Here is a 17,506-nt window from a genome sequence, read left to right on the forward strand (position 1 = left end):
GAATAGGAGAGCGATTCACCGCTCACATGGATTCGATCTGATCGGATCGCGCCCTATTGCGCCGATTTGATCAGCCGGTCCGCCGCCGCGCGGGCTTCTGCCGTCACCGTGGCGCCGGCCAGCATGCGGGCGATCTCCTCCCGCCGCGTGGTGGGGGTCAGGGCGGCCACCCGCGTGGTCACCGGCGCCTCCGCATCGGGCACCCCGGCGGCACTGGCCTTGGCGATGAGCAAATGGTGGCCCGCCCGCGCCGCCACCTGGGGTGCATGGGTGACGCACAGCACCTGCACCCGGCCCGACAGGCGGCGCAGGCGCTGGCCGATGGCATCCGCCACCGCGCCGCCCACGCCCGTGTCGATCTCGTCGAAGATGAGGGTGGGGGCGGAGCCCCGGTCCGCCAGCACCACCTTGAGGGCGAGGAGAAAGCGCGCCAGCTCGCCACCCGACGCCACCTTCATCAGCGGGCCGGGGCGCGTACCGGGATTGGTGCGCACCCAGAATTCCACCTGGTCATAGCCTTCGACGCCCGCCGCGGCGGGATTGCTGTCCACCTTGGTGATGAAGGCGGCCCGCTCCAGCTTCAGCGGCGGCAGTTCGGCCAGCACGGCGGCGTCGAGCACGGCCGCGGTGGCATGACGGCCACGGGACAGTTCGTCGGCCGCCACGCGATAGGCCGCTTCGGCATCCGCCACCACCCGTTCGAGGCGCAAGAGGAGGGCGGCGCTCTGGTCCAGCCGCTCCAGGTCGGCCACAAAGCGCGCGGCAACGGCGGGCAGGTCATCCACCTGCGCGCCATATTTGCGCGCGGCGGCCCGCAAGGCGAACAGCCGCTCCTCGATGCGTTCCAGCTCGGCGGGCTCGTAGGCGGCATCGGCCAGGGCCGCTTCGAGATGGACGCGGGCGGTCTCGAGCGCGTCCAGCGCCTGGTCGATGGCCTCCACCGCCGGGCGAATGAGGTCCTGGGACTCCCCTGCCCGCCGCTCCAGCCGCCGGACGGCGGCCGACAGGGAGGGCACCGGCGAGCTGCCACCGGCCACCGCATCCAGCGCCTCGCCGAGGTCAGCCGCGATCTTCTCCGCGCGCATCATGGTGGATCGCCGCTCGGAGAGGGTCGCTTCCTCGCCGGCGGCCGGGGCGAGCGCGCCCAGCTCCTCCACCGCATGGCGAATGAAATCGCCCTCCCGCGCGGCGGTTTCCAGCCGGGCCCGCTCCTCGCGCGCATTGTCCAGCGCATCACGCCAGATGCGCCACAGGCTGCCGAGGGCGGCGACCTGCCCGGAGAGGCCGCCGAACGCATCGAGCAGGGCGCGATGGCTGGCCGGGTCCACCATGGCCCGGTCGGCGTGCTGGCCGTGCAGCTCCACGAGGCTTGCGCCGATGAGGCGCAAGGTCTGCACGCTCACCGCCTCGTCGTTCACGCTGGCGCGGGTGCGCCCGTCGCTCATCTGGATGCGGCGGATGACGAGCGGGCCTTCGTCGGGAAGATCGGCGCCGGCAAGGATGTCGTGGGCGGGGTGATCGGCGGTGAGGTCGAAGGTGAGGGTCACCTGCCCCTTGGCAGCGCCGTGGCGCACCAGCGCACCGTCGCCGCGTCCGCCCAGGGCGAGGGACACGGCGTCGAGCAAAATGGACTTGCCCGCCCCCGTCTCACCGGTGAGGACCGTCAGGCCCTCAGCAAGGGTGAGATCGAGCTTCTCGATAAGGACGATGTCCCGAATCGAGAGCGCCGCCAGCATGGATGATCAGCCAAGCCCCATTTTCTTGAACGCCTGGCTGATCCAGGACGCCTTGTTCTCCTGCGGCTCGGCCCCTCCGGACTGAACCAGCTTATAGGCGTCCTTATACCACGGACTGTCGGGAAAGTTATAGCCAAGCACAGCCGCGGCGGTCTGCGCCTCGCTCACCACGCCGAGGGCCATATAGGCCTCCGTGAGGCGCAGCAGGGCTTCCTCCACCTGCCGGGTGGTCTGGTATTGCGTCACGACCACCTTGAAGCGGTTGATCGCCCCGGTGTAGTTGCGCTGCTCCAGATAATAGCGGCCGATCATCATTTCCTTGCCGGCCAGCTGATCGCGCGCCACCTCGATCTTCTTCTTGGCGGTGGCGGCGTATTCCGTATTGGGATACTTGCGCGCCACATCCTCCAGGGCATCCAGTGCCTGGCGCGTCTTGCGCTGGTCGCGGGTGATGTCGGGAATGTTCTCGTAGAGCGCCGAAGCGACCAGGTATTGCGCGTAGGCCGCATCCTGCGAGCCGGGATAAAGCGCCACATAGCGCCGGCCCGAGGCGATGGCCTCGTCGTATTTGCCCGCCTCGAAATAGGAGAAGGTGGACATGAGCAGGGACTTGCGGGCCCACTCCGAATAGGGGTGGGTGCGGTCCACGTCCTCGAATCGCTTGGCTGCCTTTTCCGGCTCCTGCCGGCGCAGCAAGGTGAGGCCCTCGTTGTAGATCTTCTCGGCCGGCTCGTCTGGAATGAGCAGCTCGTCCTTGTCGCTGGCGCAGCCGGCGAGCAGCGCACCGGCGACCAGGACGAGGGCGAGGCTCCCCGCCCGGACCTTCGCCCGCATACGCCCTGCCCCGAAATCGAATCGCATCACGTTCAGCTTCCGTCCCGCGCCCGAGGGCGTTGCTTGTAACGCAGGACCGCGGGCGAGGGAATTGGAGACGCTGCGCCCCCGTGCCTTTCGCCCCGATCCCGGCCCATCCCGCGGAGAGTGGCCGCCGCGGGTTGCTTCCGTCGCCAGCCCCGCCGGGCCGGATCGGCCCTTGCGGTTCATCCGGGCCCGGACCTGCGCAAGGCAGATGTCCGGCCGGCATGGGTGACGGTGCGCCCCGAACGGAACGGGCTTTCACCGCGCCGTCGGCGGCTCCTTCCGCAGGTCGTGCCCGGCGCGCCCCGCCTCCGGGCCGACATGGAAAATGCCGTGATCTGTGCGGTATCGGGGCTTTCAGTCGGCAATATGGCGACACGGCGGCGCCCGCTGTTCGGTGGCCCGGTGTGACACCCGGGACACGCGGCGCCGGCATGTTTTCAGGGCCAGCCGCACAAGCAAAACGGCGCCCGCGGAGTGCCGGGGCGCCGTCTGAAACTGCCGGGGCGTTCCCGCCCGGGTCGGTGAAGCTCAGATTTCCGGGGCGAACACCGGCACCGGGCTCGCCACACCGATTTCCGCACCCACCGTGTCGCGCACCGGCCGGCTCGGAGCGTCCACCACCGCATAAGCGGAGCGGTCGGCCAGAAGGGCGTCCACCACGGAGAAGTTCAGCTTGTGGCCGCCGCGGAAGGAGCGGTAGCGGGCCAGCAGCGGCAGGCCGGCGAGGGCAAGGTCGCCCACCGCATCCAGAGCCTTGTGCCGCACGAATTCGTCGGAGAAACGCAGGCCGTCCGGGTTGATGACGCCGGCCTCGTCGAGGCAGACGGTGTTCTCAAGGGCGGCGCCGCGGGCATAGCCGGCGGCACGCAGGCGCTCCACGTCCTTCAGGAAGCCGAAGGTGCGGGCGCCGGCCAGCTCACGGCGGAACACCGAGGGGGTCATGGTGGCGGCGAAGCGCTGCCGGCCGATGCTGGCGTGGCCGAACTCGATTTCCACCTCCAGGCGGAAACCCGCCTCATAGGGCAGCAACTCGCCGAAGGAGGCGCCGTTCTCGACCCGGATGGGCTTGAGGATCTTCAGGAACTTGCGGCGGCCGCGCACCTCGGCGACGCCGACGGCGTCGATGGCGGCGACGAAATCCGCCGCGCTGCCGTCGAGGATCGGCACTTCCGGCCCGTCGATCTCGACGAGGGCGTTGTCGATGGAAAGGCCGCTGAAGGCAGCGAGAACATGCTCCACCGTGGAAACCAGGGCGCCGGAGCGATCCCCCAGCACGGTGGCAAGGTCGGTGGCCTGCACCGAATGGCGGCTCACGGTCGCCTTGCGGGGGGCCTGGTCGGCGAAGGAACGAACGAAGACAATTCCGGAATTCGCGGGCGCGGGCTTCAGGGTGAGGGTCGCTTCGACCCCGGCATGAACGCCGACACCTTTCAGGGCGATCTCGCGAGCCAGAGTTGTCTGCATGTCCGGTGCGTCCCGTGCTCGGGAGGGCTCGGCGCCCTGGGGCGGCCTTACTCCTTCCCTCAAACCTTCACCTTGATTTCCTACTTTCGCCGCGGTTGTACGAAAAAACTGTCAACGCGAGGCGTGCAGGAACCTTCAAGCTGGGGTGCACCGTAGTCGCCCGGACGGGCGGCGCCAAATCACGCTTGCTTACCCTCTGTTACCAAGCCTCCGCTTAAAATATTCATTAACTATCAATGGCTTGCAGCCCGAGCCCGACACCCCGCCACAGCGTCTGTTACAGCCTTCGTGAGGGTGGGGACAGGCATGGCGCCGCTTCGGCCGCCGGCCGGGCGTGCGGAATAGCCGGCTCGATTCGCGTTACGCACGGGGCGAGAGCGCCGGGTCTTCAGGTCGCGACAAGGACCGGCCGGATCGCGTCGCAATCCGGCCGGAAATCGGGCGGGGCGTCCGCCCCGGGAACTGCGGCCTGTGGGCCGCCTCAATTGGCCTGGCGGCGCAGGAAGGCGGGAATTTCCAGCTGGTCGTCCTCATCGCCGCGGTGCGGCGCCGGGCGGGACGGCACTTCGGCCGCGGGCCGCGCCGGCGGGCGCTTGGCGAATTCGGAAACCGGGTCGCCGGGACGGCCGGGCATGGTGGGGCGGGCATCGGTGCGGCCTTCGCCGCGCGGGTCCGCACCACGGGGATCACGCGGGTCCACGCCGCGCGGGTCCATCTGCGGCCGGCGCTCGGGGGCGCGCATGCTGGGCTGCTCGCGGCGCGCGGGCTCCGGCTCCTCCTCGCGGCGCCCCACATGGGCGAGGCGCTGCAGCAGGGTCATGCGCTTCTTGTCGGGAGCCGCCTGCTCCACCGGCGGCTCGCCGCGCTGGGCGCGGATCTGGTTCTGCGCCGGCAGCGGCAGCTCATCCACCCGCGGCATGCGGGGCGAACGCGGGCGCTGGCCCTGCGGCGGAATATAGGGGGCGAACTCGTCCTCCACCATCGGGGCCGGCGGGGCCGCCGGCTCCGGCTCGGCATAATAGCCGGAGGTCCGGGGCGCCGCGGCGCGGATGGTCACGTCGTCGATCGCCACGCTTTCCGGCGCCGCGGCATGCTGCCCCCCCTGGCGCGGCTCGGGCGGCGCATAGGTGGAGTGGGCCGGCGCCATGTCGTCGAGGCCGATCAGGTCGTCGGCGGAGATGGCCGCCACGGCGCTGCGGATCTGCGCCTCGCGGGTCGCTTCCACGGCGGCCCGGCCGGCGTTGGAGATCTTGCGGCCCTGCAGTTCCGGGAAGCGGTCCGCCACCGGGGCGAGCTGCTCGGGGATCACCGCCGGGTCGATGCCGGTGGCCACCACGGAGACGCGGATGATGCCGTCCAGCACCTCGTCGAAGGTGGCGCCGAGGATGATGTTGGCGTCGGGGTCCACTTCCTCGCGGATGCGGGTCGCCGCCTCGTCCACCTCGAACAGCGTCATGTCCTTGCCGCCGGTGATGGAGATGAGCAGGCCGCCGGCGCCGCGCATGGAGGTCTCGTCCAGCAGCGGATTGGCGATGGCCGCCTCGGCCGCCTGGAGGGCGCGCTTGTCGCCGGAGGCCTCGCCGGTGCCCATCATCGCCTTGCCCATGTCGCGCATCACGGCGCGCACGTCGGCGAAGTCGAGGTTGATGAGGCCTTCCTTCACCATCAAATCGGTGATGCAGGCGACGCCGGAATAGAGCACCTGGTCGGCCATGGCGAAGGCGTCGGCAAACGTGGTCTTCTCGTTGGCCACCCGGAACAGGTTCTGGTTGGGGATGACGATGAGGGTATCGACGCTCTTCTGCAGCTCGCTGATGCCGTGCTCGGCCACACGCATGCGGCGGGCGCCCTCGAAGTGGAAGGGCTTGGTCACCACGCCCACGGTGAGGATGCCGAGCTCGCGGGCGGCGCGGGCCACCACCGGGGCGGCGCCGGTGCCGGTGCCGCCGCCCATGCCGGCGGTGATGAACACCATGTGCGAGCCGGACAGGTGGTCGCGGATCTCGTCGATGACTTCCTCGGCGGCGGCGCGGCCGACCTCGGGCTGGGAGCCGGCGCCGAGACCCTCGGTCACCGCCACGCCCATCTGCACCACCCGTTCGGCCTTGGTGAGGGCGAGGGCCTGGGCGTCGGTGTTGGCCACCACGAACTCCACGCCATGCAGGCCGGAGGAGATCATGTTGTTAACGGCGTTGCCCCCGGCGCCACCCACACCGAACACCGTGATCCGGGGACGAAGCTCACGAATGTCGGGCATCTGAAGGTTGATCGTCATGCTTTTGCTCCGTCCCGATTGGCCCTGTCCGCCGCTCGCGAATCCTTGATGACCTCTTTGTTACGGCAGCTTTCGTTAACCATGTCTAAAAGCTGTCCTTCAGCCAGCGTCCCACGCGGCCGAAATAATTCGGGCTTTCCCCGGCTACCGCCTGACGGCGGCGCGGCTCGAAATGTTCGAGCCCGGCCACCTGGGGGTAGACGAGAAGCCCGGCCGTAACGGCAAACGCCGCGCCCCGCGCGGCTTCCGGCAGGCGGGAAACGCCCAGCGGGCGGCCGATGCGCACCTGCGGGCCGATGACCCGCGCCACCAGATCCGCCAGCCCCTGCAATTGTGCCGCACCCCCGGTGAGAACCACCCGGCGGCCGGCATCGCCCGCATGGCCGGAGGCCTTGAGGCGGTCGCGCAGCAGTTCCACGATTTCCTCCGCCCGCGGACGGACGATGGTGACGAGGCGGGACTTGGCCACCATGTGCGGCTGGTCCCGCGAATCACCCGAAAGGGGCGGCACGGTCAGCATGTCGTGCTCGTCCGCCGACACCGCCACCACGGCGCCGTGCAGCGCCTTCAGCCGCTCGGCATCGGCGAGCCGCGCCGGCAGGCCGCGGGCCACATCGTTGGTGATGTGCTGGCCGCCCAGCGCCACCCCGTCCACATAAAGGCAGTGGCCGCCCGCCACGATGGAGAAGGTGGTGGTGCCCGCCCCCAGGTCGATGAGGGTGACGCCCAGCTCCATCTCGTCGTCGGTGAGGGAGGACAGCGCCGCCGCATAGGGCGCCGCCACCATGGCCTCGATGGAGAGGTGGCAGCGCTCCACGCACAGCACCAGATTCTTCAGCGCCGTGAGGTCGGCGGTGATGACGTGCATGTCGGCGCCCAGTTCGCGCCCCAGCATGCCGCACGGCTCGCCGATGCCGCGGCGGCCGTCCAGCGAATAGCCCACCGGCAGCGCATGCATCACCGCCCGGCCGTCGCCCACCGCATAGGTGGAGGCGGCCTCCAGCACGCGGCGGATGTCGAACTCCTCCACCGCCGGCGCGGTCAGCCGCACCGCCGCTTCGTAATGCTGCGAGGCGAGGCGTCCGCCCGAGACGCCCACCACCACCGAGGCGATCTGCACGCCGGAGGCGCGCTCGGCCATGTCCACCGCCTGGCGGATGGCAAGCTCCGCCTTGGCCATGTCCACCACCGCGCCGCCCTTGATGCCGTGGGCGCGGGTGTGGCCGATGCCCAGCACGTCGATGGAATGGGTGCGCCGGGTGAGCACGTCCGACGCCCCGCGGGGCTTCAGGCGCGCAATGGCGCACACCACCTTGCTGGTGCCGATGTCGAGCACGCCGACGATGCCGCTTTTCTTGCGCGGCAGCGGCCGCATCTTCGGGGCAAAGCCCTGGGCCAGCCTTTGCCTCATGCGGGGCCTCCCTTCTTGGCCTTGGCCCGTGCCTTCAGCATCTGGGTGCGGGCGTCGGCCGCGGCGTCGGACAGGCGGACCACCACCCGGTCGGGCAGGCGCAGGTCCACGATGGTGATGTCGCGGGTGAGCAATTTCTTCTCTCTGTCGAGGTCCATGAGGGCGACGAGGGCGACGTCCATGCCCGCCTCGGGCAGGCGCACGTCGATGCCGTTGCGCATCTTCAGCGTCCAGCGCCGCTCGGCGACGAGGATGGCGGCGCGCACCTGGTCCCGCAGGGAGGGCAGGCGGGCGAGGGCATCCACGATCTCGCCCACCCGCTTGTGCGCGCCCTCGCCCACCACGATGGGCAGCTGCACGTAGCGCGGATCATCCGAATAGGGCGCAATGGGAATGCCGTCGCGGGCGATCACCTTGATCTCGCCGTTGATCTGCCAGAGGGCGAAGGCCTGGCGCTCGGTCACCGCGATGTCGATGCGGTCGGGGTAGAATTTGCGCACGCTCGCGGACTGGATCCAGGGCAGCGCCTCCAGCCGCACCCGGGTTTCGTCCGCATTGACGAACAGGATGGAGGTGGAGGCCTTGATGCCCGCCACGTCGAGGATTTCCGCCGGGGTCACGTGGTCATGGCCGGAGATGTTGACCTCCTTGACCTTGAAGCCGGCCACGTTGCCGGCGGCATCGGCCACGTCCAGCACCACCTGGCGCGCCACCCCCACATGCCCGCCCAGTACGATGCCATAGACGCTGAAGCCGCCCACCACCGCGAGGGTGAGCAGGCTGGCACTGCGGCGGCCGAGGCGGGTGGAGGCGAGGCGGACCGAGAGGCGGCGCAGCAGCAGCGCGCTGCGGCTGGCGGGACGCGGATCGGGCGGGAGGCGCTTGTGGCGGCCGGGCGGCGGAGCCGCGCCGGGAGCACCCGCGCGCCGCCCCTCGCCCGGACGGGACCTCAACGCTCCAGCGACGCGTCCTCCACCATCCATGTCACAAGCTCGCCGAATGAGATGCCCGCGTGGGCCGCCAGTTCAGGCACCAGGGAGGTTTCTGTCATGCCGGGCTGGGTGTTGACTTCCAGGCAGACGAGGCCGGAGGCATCGCCCTTCGAGACGTCGAAGCGGAAGTCGCTCCGCGACACCCCCCGGCACCCGAGAAGCTCGATGCGCCGTTAGGCTTAACATCTGCACCCGTTGGTAAACTTCAGGTAAAATCCGGGCCGGAAGAATGTGGCGCGAGCCGCCCGGTGCATACTTGCTTTCGTAATCGTAAAAGCTCAGCGACGATTCGATCTCGATCACACCGAGCGCGGTGTCGCCCATCACGGCGCAGGTCAGCTCCAGGCCGGGGATGAAGGCCTCCGCCAGCAGCACTTCGCCGAACGACCAGTCAGGCCGCGTCAGTTCCTGGGGCGGGTGGGCCTGGTCCTCGCGCACGATGAACACGCCGACGCTGGAGCCGCCGGCATTGGGCTTGAGCACGTAGGGCGGCGCCATCACATGGCCCTGCGCCGCCTCTGCGCGCGCCACCAGCCCGCCCGCCGCCACCGGCACGCCGGCCGCCGCGAGCATGATTCGCGCCTGCGCCTTGTCCATGGCCAGCGCCGAGGAGAGCACGCCGGAATGGCTGTAGGGGATCTGCAGGATTTCCAGGATGCCCTGGACGGTGCCGTCCTCGCCGGGACAGCCGTGCAGCACGTTGAACGCCGCGTCGGGCTTCAGGCGGGCCAGCACCTCGGCCACGTCGCGCCCCACATCCACCCGGGTCACCCGGTAGCCCGCCGCCTCAAGGGCCGCGGCGCAGGCGGCGCCGGACCGCAGGGAGACCTCGCGCTCGGTGGACCAGCCGCCCATGAGCACCGCCACGTGTTTCGCCATCGCCTTTTCCCGTTCTGTTCCCGCGCGTTCGCGGACGCCGGGCGCACACCATGGCGCCGTTGCCTTGCGGCTTTGCTAATGCCCGCCAGCCGGCGGCGCGCCCGCAGGAATGCCGATGCGCTTGATCTCCCATTCGAGCTCGACGCCCGAATGGGCCTTCACCCGGCGCCGCACCTCCTCCCCCAGCCCCTCGATCTCGGCCGCGGTGGCGCCGCCCAGGTTGATGAGGAAGTTGGTGTGCAGCTCGGACACCTGCGCCCGGCCGATGGTGAGGCCGCGGCAGCCGGCCGCGTCCACCAGCTTCCAGGCGCTGGTGCCGGGCGGGTTCTTGAAGGTGGAGCCGCCGGTCCGGCTCTTGATGGGCTGGGTCGCCTCCCGGCTCTCGGTGATCCTGGCCATCTCCGCGGCGATGGCCGCCGGATCGCCGGGGCGGCCCTCGAACTCCGCCCGGGTGAAGATCACGTCCTCGGGCACGCCGCAATGGCGATAGGTGAAGCCCATGTCGGCGTTGGAGAAGCGCACCTTGGCACCGGCGCGGGTGACGCCTTCGGCGGCCACCAGCACGTCCTTCGTCTCCCCGCCATAGGCGCCGCCATTCATGCGCAGGGCGCCGCCGATGGCGCCGGGAATGCCGCGCAGGAAGGAGAAGCCGGCCAGGCCCGCATCGGCGGCGGCGCGCGCCACCTTCACGTCGGGAACTCCCGCCCCCGCGGTGATGCGGTGTCCCGCCACGCTCACCTCGGTGAAGCCGCGGCCGAGGCGGATCACCACGCCGGGAACCCCGCCGTCGCGCACGATGAGGTTGGAGCCGAGGCCGACGACGGTCACCGGCACCTCCGCCGGCAAAGCGGCGAGGAACAGCGCAAGGTCGTCCGCATCGGCCGGCAGGAACAGCACCTGCGCCGGGCCGCCCACGCGGAACCAGGTGAGGTCGGCAAGGCTGGCATTGGCGGCGAGGGAGCCGCGCAGGCCCGGCATGCGGGCGGCAAGCTCCGGGACCATGTCCGCGAACCCGTCCCCCGCCGGTGCCGCCGTTTCCTGCGCTGCGCTCATCTTCACCGTCCGCATGTTTCGGCCGTGCCTGTCCCACACCGCGCGCCCCAGGGCAAGCCGGCCGGCCGCAGCGTCATTCTCAAGCTGAGGCATGGCCGGCATGTCCGGGGCAGCGCAGGCGCCCCTTGCCGATCCGCACGGCTTCAGTGGCATCCGGGCGGCGCGAGAGCCGGCGCGCTGTGGCCCCGGGGGCGGAGCCGTGGCATGATCGCGCCTCCATTCGCCTGGAGCTGCCCCCATGAGCGAAGACCTGACGACCTTCCCCGGTACCGATGGCGACGCCCTGCCGCCCGACACCAAGCTGACCACCACCAAGCAGCGCTGGGCGCAGGAAGGCCGCTTCCTTACCGGCCGCGTCGCCCGGCCCGAGACCGAGCGCCTGCCGCCGGGCCAGCACCTGGTGAAGGACTGGCCGGTGCTCGACCTCGGCCTGCAGCCCATGGTCACCGAGGGCCGCTTCCGCCTTGACGTATCCGGCGCGGTGGAACACGCCCTCTCGCTGAGCTGGGACGATTTCCGCGGCCTGCCGCAGACCCGCAGCGTGAGCGACATTCATTGCGTCACCACCTGGTCGCGCTACGACAATGCCTGGGAGGGGGTTTCCACCCGCGACCTTCTGGACATGGTGATGCCCGCGCCCCACGCGGCCGCGGTGATGCTGCACAGCTATGACGGCTACAGCACCAACCTGCTGATCGAGGATTTCGCCGCCGCCGACGCCCTTCTCGCCCATTCCTGGGAAGGCGCCCCGCTGACCCGCGAGCATGGCGGGCCGGTGCGTCTGGTGGTGCCGCACCTGTATTTCTGGAAGAGCGCCAAGTGGCTGAAGGGCATCGAGTTCATCGCCCGCGACACGGCCGGCTTCTGGGAGGCGCGCGGCTATCACCTGCGCGGCGACCCGTGGGCCGAGCAGCGCTATTCCGACGACTGAGCCGCGCCGGCGCCTTCGAAAAACCGGCGGCGCTTACGTGCCGGCGTTGTTGACGACCGGCGGCGCTCAAGCGCCGGCGCTCTTGAGGACCGGCGGCGCTCAAGCGCCGCCGGGCGGCTCCACACCCATCATCCGCAGCGCCCTGGCGAAGAAGTCCGGGCCGCCGAAATTGCCGGATTTCAGCGCCAGCAGCAGCGGCGCGCCCGCCTGCCCTTCGGTGCGCAGGAGCGGCACGCCCGGGGCGATCTCCGGCCCCACAAGGAAGGCCGGCAGGCGCAGGCGGTCCACGCTGGCGCCGGACGTCTCACCCCCGGCGATGACCAGGCGGCGCACGCCGGCCGCCACCAGCCCCTGCGATATGGCCGCCGTTCCATGCTCGATGGCAAGGCCCGCGCGGCTGCGGCCGAACCGCTCCTGCAGCGCCGCGACCGACTGGGGCGTGTCACTGGCGGCAATGAGCACCGGCCCGTAAGCGAGCCGCGCGCGGGCCCAGGCGAGGGCCGCCTCCACTTCCGCCTCGGGATGGGTGACAAGCCCCTCGGCGGACAGGCGCCGCACCGGCATCGTCCCTTCGGCCACCGCAATCTGCTCCAGCGTGGCCGCCGAGCAACTGCCGGCCACCACGGCCGCCGGCCCGTCGATGCCTGCCGCAAGGCCCATGTCCCCGCAGGACTGCCGCAGCACCCGGCCATCGGCCACCAGAGCACGGGCAAGGCCGAGGCCGAGGCCCGAGGCGCCGGTGGACAGGGGCAGCGCCGCCGCTGCCGCGCCGATGGTTTCCAGGTCCTGGTCGAAGACCGCATCGACGATGGCGCTGGTGCGCCCGTCCAGCGCCAGCGCGTCCAGGCGCGCGCGCACCGCCGCGACGCCGGCCGCCACCGTCGCCAGCGGCACCAGCCCCACCCGCCCGGCGCTCTGGCGTTCCAGCACGCGCCTCAGGTCGGAATCGGTCATCGGGTTGAGCGGGTGGTCCTTGAGCGGGCTCTCATGGAGCGGCACCGTGCCGACGAAGAGGTGGCCCATGAACACCGTGCGCCCGGTTTCCGGGAAAGCCGGCGTCACCGGAACGATGGCCGCGCCCGTGGCCAGCCGCAGCGCATCGGTCACCGGGCCGATATTGCCGGCATCGGTGGAATCGAAGGTGGAGCACACCTTGAACAGGATGTGCGAGGCGCCGCGCCCGGACAGCCAGCGCCAGGCCTCCAGCGCCATCCGCACTGCAGCATCGGCAGGCACGGAGCGGCTCTTCAGCGCCACCACCACCGCATCCGCATCGGGCAGCGGCAGGTCGGCCGCGGGCACGCCGATGGTCTGGAGGGTGCGCACGCCCTCCTTGGTGAGCGTGTTGGCGAGGTCTGAAGCGCCGGTATAGTCGTCGGCGATCACGCCGAGGGTGAGGGGCATGGCGTCGGGTCCTTCGGGTCGCATCCCTGCGTCCGGGCACCTTTTCCCCTGGCGAGGACGGCCCGGATCATTTGATCCTATGGGATTAATCGTTTCAATAATGCGTTTCGCGCCAGCCCGGAAGGGCCGGCACGCGCCTCAGCCCGAGTTGCGCAGTCCGGCGGAGATGCCGTTGATGGACAGCTGGATGCCGTGCAGCACCTTGTCGTCCCCCGCATTGGCGCGGTGCAGGCGCAGAAGTTCGATCTGCAGGTGGTTCAGCGGATCGAGATAGGGGAAGCGGTTGCGGATGGAGCGGTCGAGCAGCGGGTTGCCCTCCAGCAGCCTGGCCTGCCCCATGATGGCCAGAAGGTGCTTCAGCGTGCGCTCGTATTCGGCGCGGATGCGGCCGAAGATCTCCGCCCGCAGGCGTTCGTCCGGCACCAGCTCGGCATAGCGCGAGGCGATGGCCAGCGAGCTCTTGGCCAGCACCATGTCCATGTTGGACAGAAGGGTGCGGAAGAAGGGCCATTCCCGGTGCATGGCCTTGAGGAAGGACAGGCCATAGTCCGGCCGCCGCTCGGCGAAGGCTTCCACCGCCGTACCGAAGCCGTACCAGGCCGGCAGCATCAGCCGGCACTGGGCCCAGGAGAACACCCAGGGAATGGCGCGCAGCGAGGAGATGGAGCGCGTCTTTGCCCGCGAGGCGGGGCGCGAGCCGATGTTCAAGGTGGCGATCTCGCTGATCACCGTGGACGACCAGAAATAGTCCTCGAAGCCCTCGGTCTCGTACACGAGGTTGCGGTAGGCGCCGAAGGCGGTGTCCGAAATCTCCTCCATGGCGGTGAGGAACTCGGTGCGCGGCGCATTGTGCTGGGGCTGGAGCAGGGAGGCTTCCAGCGTCGCGGACACCAGGATCTCCAGGTTGCGCCGGCCCACCTCGGGGTTGGAATATTTGGAGGCGATGATCTCGCCCTGCTCGGTCACGCGGATCTGCCCGTTCACCGCCCCGCCCGGCTGGGCGAGGATGGCGTCGTAGCTCGGCCCGCCGCCCCGGCCCACCGAGCCGCCGCGGCCGTGGAACAGGCGCAGGCGCACCTTGTGGGCGCGGAACACCTCGATGAGGCCGATCTCCGCCTTGTACAATTCCCAGCCGGAGGTGACGAAGCCGCCGTCCTTGTTGCTGTCGGAATAGCCGAGCATCACCTCCTGCTCGTCGCCGCGGCTCGCCACCAGCCGGCGATAGGCGGGAATGGCGAAGGCCCGGTCCATCACCTTGGCGCAGGCCTGGAGGTCGGAAATGGTCTCGAACAGGGGGATGATGTTCATGGCGCTGTGGCCGTCCGCCGACACCAGCCCCACTTCCTTGAGCAGCAGCGCCACCTCCAGCAGGTCGGAGACGCCTTCGGCCTTGGAGATGATGCAGTTGGGAATGGCCTGCGGCCCGAGGGCGCGATGCGCCTGCGCCGCCGTGCGCAGGATGGCGAGCTCCGATTGCGTCTCCTGCGAATAGGGCACGAAGGGCGAGGCCAGCGGCCGGGCGGTGGCCAGCTCCTTCAGCAGCAGCGCGATCCGCGCCTCCTCGTCGAGCCCGCCATAGCCGGTTCCTGGCGCGACCTTCTCGAACAGCTCGCCCACCACGCGCTCGTGCACGTCGGAATTCTGCCGCAGGTCCATGCAGGCGAGGTGGAAGCCGAAGCAGTCCGCCGCCCGGCGCAGGCGCCGCAGGCGGCCGCGGGCCAGCACCTTCGATCCGTTGGCGCAGAGGGAATCGTGGATGATGTCGAGGTCGGCGCGGAACGCGGCGGCGCTGTCATAGGGCTCCAGCGCCCCGACCTGCGGCTCCTCGCCCCGCAGGGCGCCGGCGGTGGCCTGAAGCCGCGCCAGCACATAGGCGACCACCAGCCGGTAGGGCTCCTCGCGATGCTCGCGCGAGCGGTCCGGGGAGCGCGCCGCCAGGTCCATCAGCGTGTCGGAGACGGTCACGAGCCGTGCGGCCAGGGACAGCTCCGCGCCGAGGGCGCCGAGCTCGTCCGCATAATGGGTCATGATGCGCTCGCGGTGGAGCCGCACGGTCTCCTGCAGCACCTCGGCCGTGACGAAGGGATTGCCGTCGCGGTCGCCGCCGATCCAGCTGCCGATGCGCAGGAAGGACGGCAGGGCCACCTCCGCCCCGTCCTGCGCCAGGCTGTCCTCGATGGCGCAATAGAGCTGGGGCAGCTCGCCGAGGAAGGTATAGTCGTAATAGGAAAGACCGTTCACCACCTCATCGACCACGGTCAGCTTGATGCGGCGCAGAAGGGCGGTCTGCCACAAGGTGAGGATGGCACGGCGCAGCCGCTCCTCGCCCTCGGCCGCTTCGGCGGGGGTCGGCACCATGCGCTGCCGGCGATCGAGGATCTCGGCGATCTCCATTTCCCGGTTGAGCGTGCTCTTGCGCCGCACCTCGGTGGGATGGGCGGTCAGGACCGGGCTGATGGCGGCGCCGCGGAAGAAGTCCGCCAGCGCCTCGGCGCCGATGCCCTGCTCCTGCGCCCGCTCCAGCGAACAGGCCAGGCTGCCCGCCCGCGGCGCCGAGCCGGCAATGGCGTGGGCGCGGTTGCGGCGGATGTGGTGCTGGTCTTCGGCGATGTTGGCAAGGTGGGAGAAATAGCTGAAGGCGCGGATGATTTCGAGCGCGCGATCGGCCGAGAGCTGGCCCAGCAGGCCCGCCAGCTCCTCGCGCGCGGCCTCGTCCTCGTCGCGGTGGAAGCGGATGGAGGTCTGGCGGATCCCCTCCACCATGTCGAAGACCGCATCGCCTTCCTGCTCGCGCACCGTATCGCCCAGGATACGCCCGAGAAGGCGGATGTCGTCGCGCAGCGGCAGGTCCTTGATGTCCCCGTCGTCGCGCCCCTCGTCCGTGGACCACACCGCGCTCGTCATCTGCCCCGCCCTTTCGTCGAGGCGGGAGCGACGACGCCCCGCCACCTCGACCTTAGTCTTAAGGAAATTGTGCAGGAGCGAAAGTGCGCATGATGCGCTGCGCTCAGATCCGGCCCCGCGTGGCGTAAAGGGCCTCGTGGGCGCAATTGATGAAGACGGTGAAAAGCCCGGCATAGAATCCACCCAGGGCATCGCGGCCCTGAGGGGTCAGGCGGCCGGCCCCCACGTCGCCGCGGGTCAGCAGGCCTTCCGCCTCGGCCACCCGCAGCACATGCAGGACCTGGGCGCGGGAGATGTGGAAGTTGCGCGCCAATTCCGCCACCGCCGGCGGCGGGGCGCCCTCATTGCCACGCACCAGAAGGGAATTGAGCACCATCACGCCGCCGTCGCGCTCGATGATCAGAGCCAGCGCCGGCACCACGTCCAGCAGGCGGAAGCCGGCCCGGTAGCAGCGCCCCATGGACAGGGCGAGATGATTGAAGAACACCATGTGCTCCAGCGCCGCGGGCACCGCCGCCATGGCCGGATCCAACAGGGATACGGCGCCATACTGGATGCGCCAGCGTTCGCGCTGGAGACTCACCATCGCCTCGGTGGGGGCGAGCGGGCGTTCCCGCCGGTCCGTCGCAGCTTCCAGCGGCGCGACGTGGCCGGCCCAGCGCATCAGCGCCAGCAGGGCCCGCGCCCGGCCGCGGCTGCAGATGTTCATTTCCGCGCACAAGGCACCCATCCGCGCCGCCGTGAGCCCGCCGCCGGCGCTTTCGGGCAAGGCGTGGAGATAAAGAATAAAATGGGCGAACACCGCCCGTCCCTTGTCCGCCAGCAGGCGGTTGAAGATCCGGTTTCCCGACGACAGCCGCACCAGGCCTCCTGCGGACAGGTGCAGCGCTTCATCGAAGCGCGGGTGCTGTCGAAGTTGCTCCGGCGTCACCACCGGCAGCCGCGCCATGGGCGGCACCGTCGGATCCCGCCCCTCGGCGGTCTCCGATCCCTTGCTATCGAACTGCACGTTCCCCCTCCGTGCCGTTTCGGCTCCGCCTGCAGGCGGTTCAGTAAAGGCTCGCTCCACGGCTTGAGCCGCAGCAAAGCGCATTGAACTCGCGCCCCTTCCCGGTAAGCTCCCCAAAGCCGACCGGGCAGGACCGCAAGTGTCGCCCCTCCCCATCGGTCACCTTCTTAACCTCCGAGGCTCATTTCATGAAGCGCCTTCTGCTAGCATCGGCCGCCCTGGCCCTCTGGGCATCTCCGACCCTCGCCGACAAGGCCGCGGCGGACAAATGTGCGGCCGGCCTCGGCGGCGACGCGAAGGCGATCTACGCCGCCGCCGCCCCCGGCTTTCCCGCCGCCCAGGACCCGCGCGCCCTGATCACCGAGAAGACCAAGGCGCTGGTGCAGGCCGGCACCGTATCGGCCATGGCGGCGCGCGGCGCTGCGGAGGCGGCGGGCGGCTGCCTGATGCAGATGCGCTGAGAGCGCGACGGGCGCGCGGTGACGCGCGTTCCGCCGTCTTGATCAGGCCGGCCGCGACCGGGGAGCTCTTGAGTCGCGGCCGGCCCCGAAGCATGGACCGGCCGGCGGGCTGCCGTCGCCCGATCA

Annotated in this window: 12 protein-coding genes and 1 pseudogene; 2 read left to right on the plus strand and 11 right to left on the minus strand. The window is 70.2% G+C overall.

The genetic code is table 11. The features are described from left to right. Positions 1 to 53: 53 nt before the first annotated feature. The 8 genes and pseudogenes from recN to murB form a co-directional block, all read right to left on the minus strand. The gene (gene recN / locus ACI7BZ_RS03625; protein WP_414115833.1) at positions 54 to 1,736 is read right to left on the minus strand and encodes a DNA repair protein RecN; all 1,683 of its coding nucleotides are present in this window, start codon (positions 1,734 to 1,736) and stop codon (positions 54 to 56) included. Between the two features lie 6 nt (positions 1,737 to 1,742). Next, complete coding sequence (locus tag ACI7BZ_RS03630; RefSeq protein WP_414115834.1) at positions 1,743 to 2,570, minus strand: outer membrane protein assembly factor BamD; 828 nt, start codon at positions 2,568 to 2,570, stop codon at positions 1,743 to 1,745. Positions 2,571 to 3,125: 555 nt separating this feature from the next. Then, on the minus strand, positions 3,126 to 4,061 hold the full coding sequence (lpxC, locus tag ACI7BZ_RS03635) for a UDP-3-O-acyl-N-acetylglucosamine deacetylase (protein ID WP_414115835.1): 936 nt from the start codon (positions 4,059 to 4,061) through the stop codon (positions 3,126 to 3,128). A 481-nt stretch (positions 4,062 to 4,542) separates the two neighbouring features. Beyond that, positions 4,543 to 6,336: a cell division protein FtsZ gene (gene ftsZ / locus ACI7BZ_RS03640; RefSeq protein ID WP_414115836.1), complete on the minus strand. Its 1,794-nt coding sequence runs from the start codon at positions 6,334 to 6,336 to the stop codon at positions 4,543 to 4,545. Positions 6,337 to 6,421: 85 nt separating this feature from the next. Beyond that, positions 6,422 to 7,747: a cell division protein FtsA gene (ftsA, locus tag ACI7BZ_RS03645; RefSeq protein WP_414115837.1), complete on the minus strand. Its 1,326-nt coding sequence runs from the start codon at positions 7,745 to 7,747 to the stop codon at positions 6,422 to 6,424. Continuing rightward, positions 7,744 to 8,700 (minus strand): cell division protein FtsQ/DivIB, encoded by a 957-nt coding sequence (locus ACI7BZ_RS03650; protein WP_414115838.1) that lies wholly within the window; start codon positions 8,698 to 8,700, stop codon positions 7,744 to 7,746. Before ACI7BZ_RS03650 ends, ftsA begins: the two co-directional genes overlap by 4 nt. Beyond that, positions 8,697 to 9,618 (minus strand): annotated as a pseudogene (locus tag ACI7BZ_RS03655) (D-alanine--D-alanine ligase). Before ACI7BZ_RS03655 ends, ACI7BZ_RS03650 begins: the two are co-directional and overlap by 4 nt. A gap of 75 nt (positions 9,619 to 9,693) precedes the next feature. Beyond that, positions 9,694 to 10,671, minus strand: a complete 978-nt coding sequence (gene murB, locus ACI7BZ_RS03660) for a UDP-N-acetylmuramate dehydrogenase (protein ID WP_414115839.1) — start codon at positions 10,669 to 10,671, stop codon at positions 9,694 to 9,696. Positions 10,672 to 10,909: 238 nt separating this feature from the next. Between murB and ACI7BZ_RS03665 the strand changes: the two genes are divergently transcribed. Next, entirely contained in the window at positions 10,910 to 11,602 is a 693-nt protein-coding gene (locus tag ACI7BZ_RS03665) for a sulfite oxidase-like oxidoreductase (protein WP_414115840.1), read from the plus strand. A gap of 99 nt (positions 11,603 to 11,701) precedes the next feature. On the opposite strand, the gene otnK is transcribed toward ACI7BZ_RS03665, so the two are convergent. From otnK to ACI7BZ_RS03680, 3 genes are all read right to left on the minus strand, one after another. After that, entirely contained in the window at positions 11,702 to 13,006 is a 1,305-nt protein-coding gene (gene otnK / locus ACI7BZ_RS03670; protein ID WP_414119081.1) for a 3-oxo-tetronate kinase, read from the minus strand. 138 nt (positions 13,007 to 13,144) lie between these two features. Beyond that, complete coding sequence (gene ppc, locus ACI7BZ_RS03675; protein WP_414115841.1) at positions 13,145 to 15,910, minus strand: phosphoenolpyruvate carboxylase; 2,766 nt, start codon at positions 15,908 to 15,910, stop codon at positions 13,145 to 13,147. A gap of 103 nt (positions 15,911 to 16,013) precedes the next feature. Further along, positions 16,014 to 16,919 (minus strand): hypothetical protein, encoded by a 906-nt coding sequence (locus ACI7BZ_RS03680; protein WP_414115842.1) that lies wholly within the window; start codon positions 16,917 to 16,919, stop codon positions 16,014 to 16,016. Between the two features lie 188 nt (positions 16,920 to 17,107). On the opposite strand from ACI7BZ_RS03680, the gene ACI7BZ_RS03685 reads away from it, so the two are divergent. After that, positions 17,108 to 17,380 carry a hypothetical protein gene (locus ACI7BZ_RS03685; protein ID WP_414115843.1) on the plus strand — a complete coding sequence of 91 codons (273 nt, stop codon included), beginning with the start codon at positions 17,108 to 17,110 and terminating at the stop codon, positions 17,378 to 17,380. Positions 17,381 to 17,506: the final 126 nt, after the last annotated feature.

This window comes from Xanthobacter sp. AM11, assembly GCF_047444035.1.
GTDB lineage: Bacteria > Pseudomonadota > Alphaproteobacteria > Rhizobiales > Xanthobacteraceae > Xanthobacter.

What these genes read in the sequence shown, in the direction of transcription:
- recN (WP_414115833.1), bottom strand. Translation starts at nt 1,736, where the DNA reads ATGCTGGCGGCGCTCTCGATTCGGGACATCGTCCTTATCGAGAAGCTC.
- ACI7BZ_RS03630 (WP_414115834.1), bottom strand. Translation starts at nt 2,570, where the DNA reads ATGCGGGCGAAGGTCCGGGCGGGGAGCCTCGCCCTCGTCCTGGTCGCC.
- lpxC (WP_414115835.1), bottom strand. Translation starts at nt 4,061, where the DNA reads ATGCAGACAACTCTGGCTCGCGAGATCGCCCTGAAAGGTGTCGGCGTT.
- ftsZ (WP_414115836.1), bottom strand. Translation starts at nt 6,336, where the DNA reads ATGACGATCAACCTTCAGATGCCCGACATTCGTGAGCTTCGTCCCCGG.
- ftsA (WP_414115837.1), bottom strand. Translation starts at nt 7,747, where the DNA reads ATGAGGCAAAGGCTGGCCCAGGGCTTTGCCCCGAAGATGCGGCCGCTG.
- murB (WP_414115839.1), bottom strand. Translation starts at nt 10,671, where the DNA reads ATGAGCGCAGCGCAGGAAACGGCGGCACCGGCGGGGGACGGGTTCGCG.
- ACI7BZ_RS03665 (WP_414115840.1), top strand. Translation starts at nt 10,910, where the DNA reads ATGAGCGAAGACCTGACGACCTTCCCCGGTACCGATGGCGACGCCCTG.
- otnK (WP_414119081.1), bottom strand. Translation starts at nt 13,006, where the DNA reads ATGCCCCTCACCCTCGGCGTGATCGCCGACGACTATACCGGCGCTTCA.
- ppc (WP_414115841.1), bottom strand. Translation starts at nt 15,910, where the DNA reads ATGACGAGCGCGGTGTGGTCCACGGACGAGGGGCGCGACGACGGGGAC.
- ACI7BZ_RS03685 (WP_414115843.1), top strand. Translation starts at nt 17,108, where the DNA reads ATGAAGCGCCTTCTGCTAGCATCGGCCGCCCTGGCCCTCTGGGCATCT.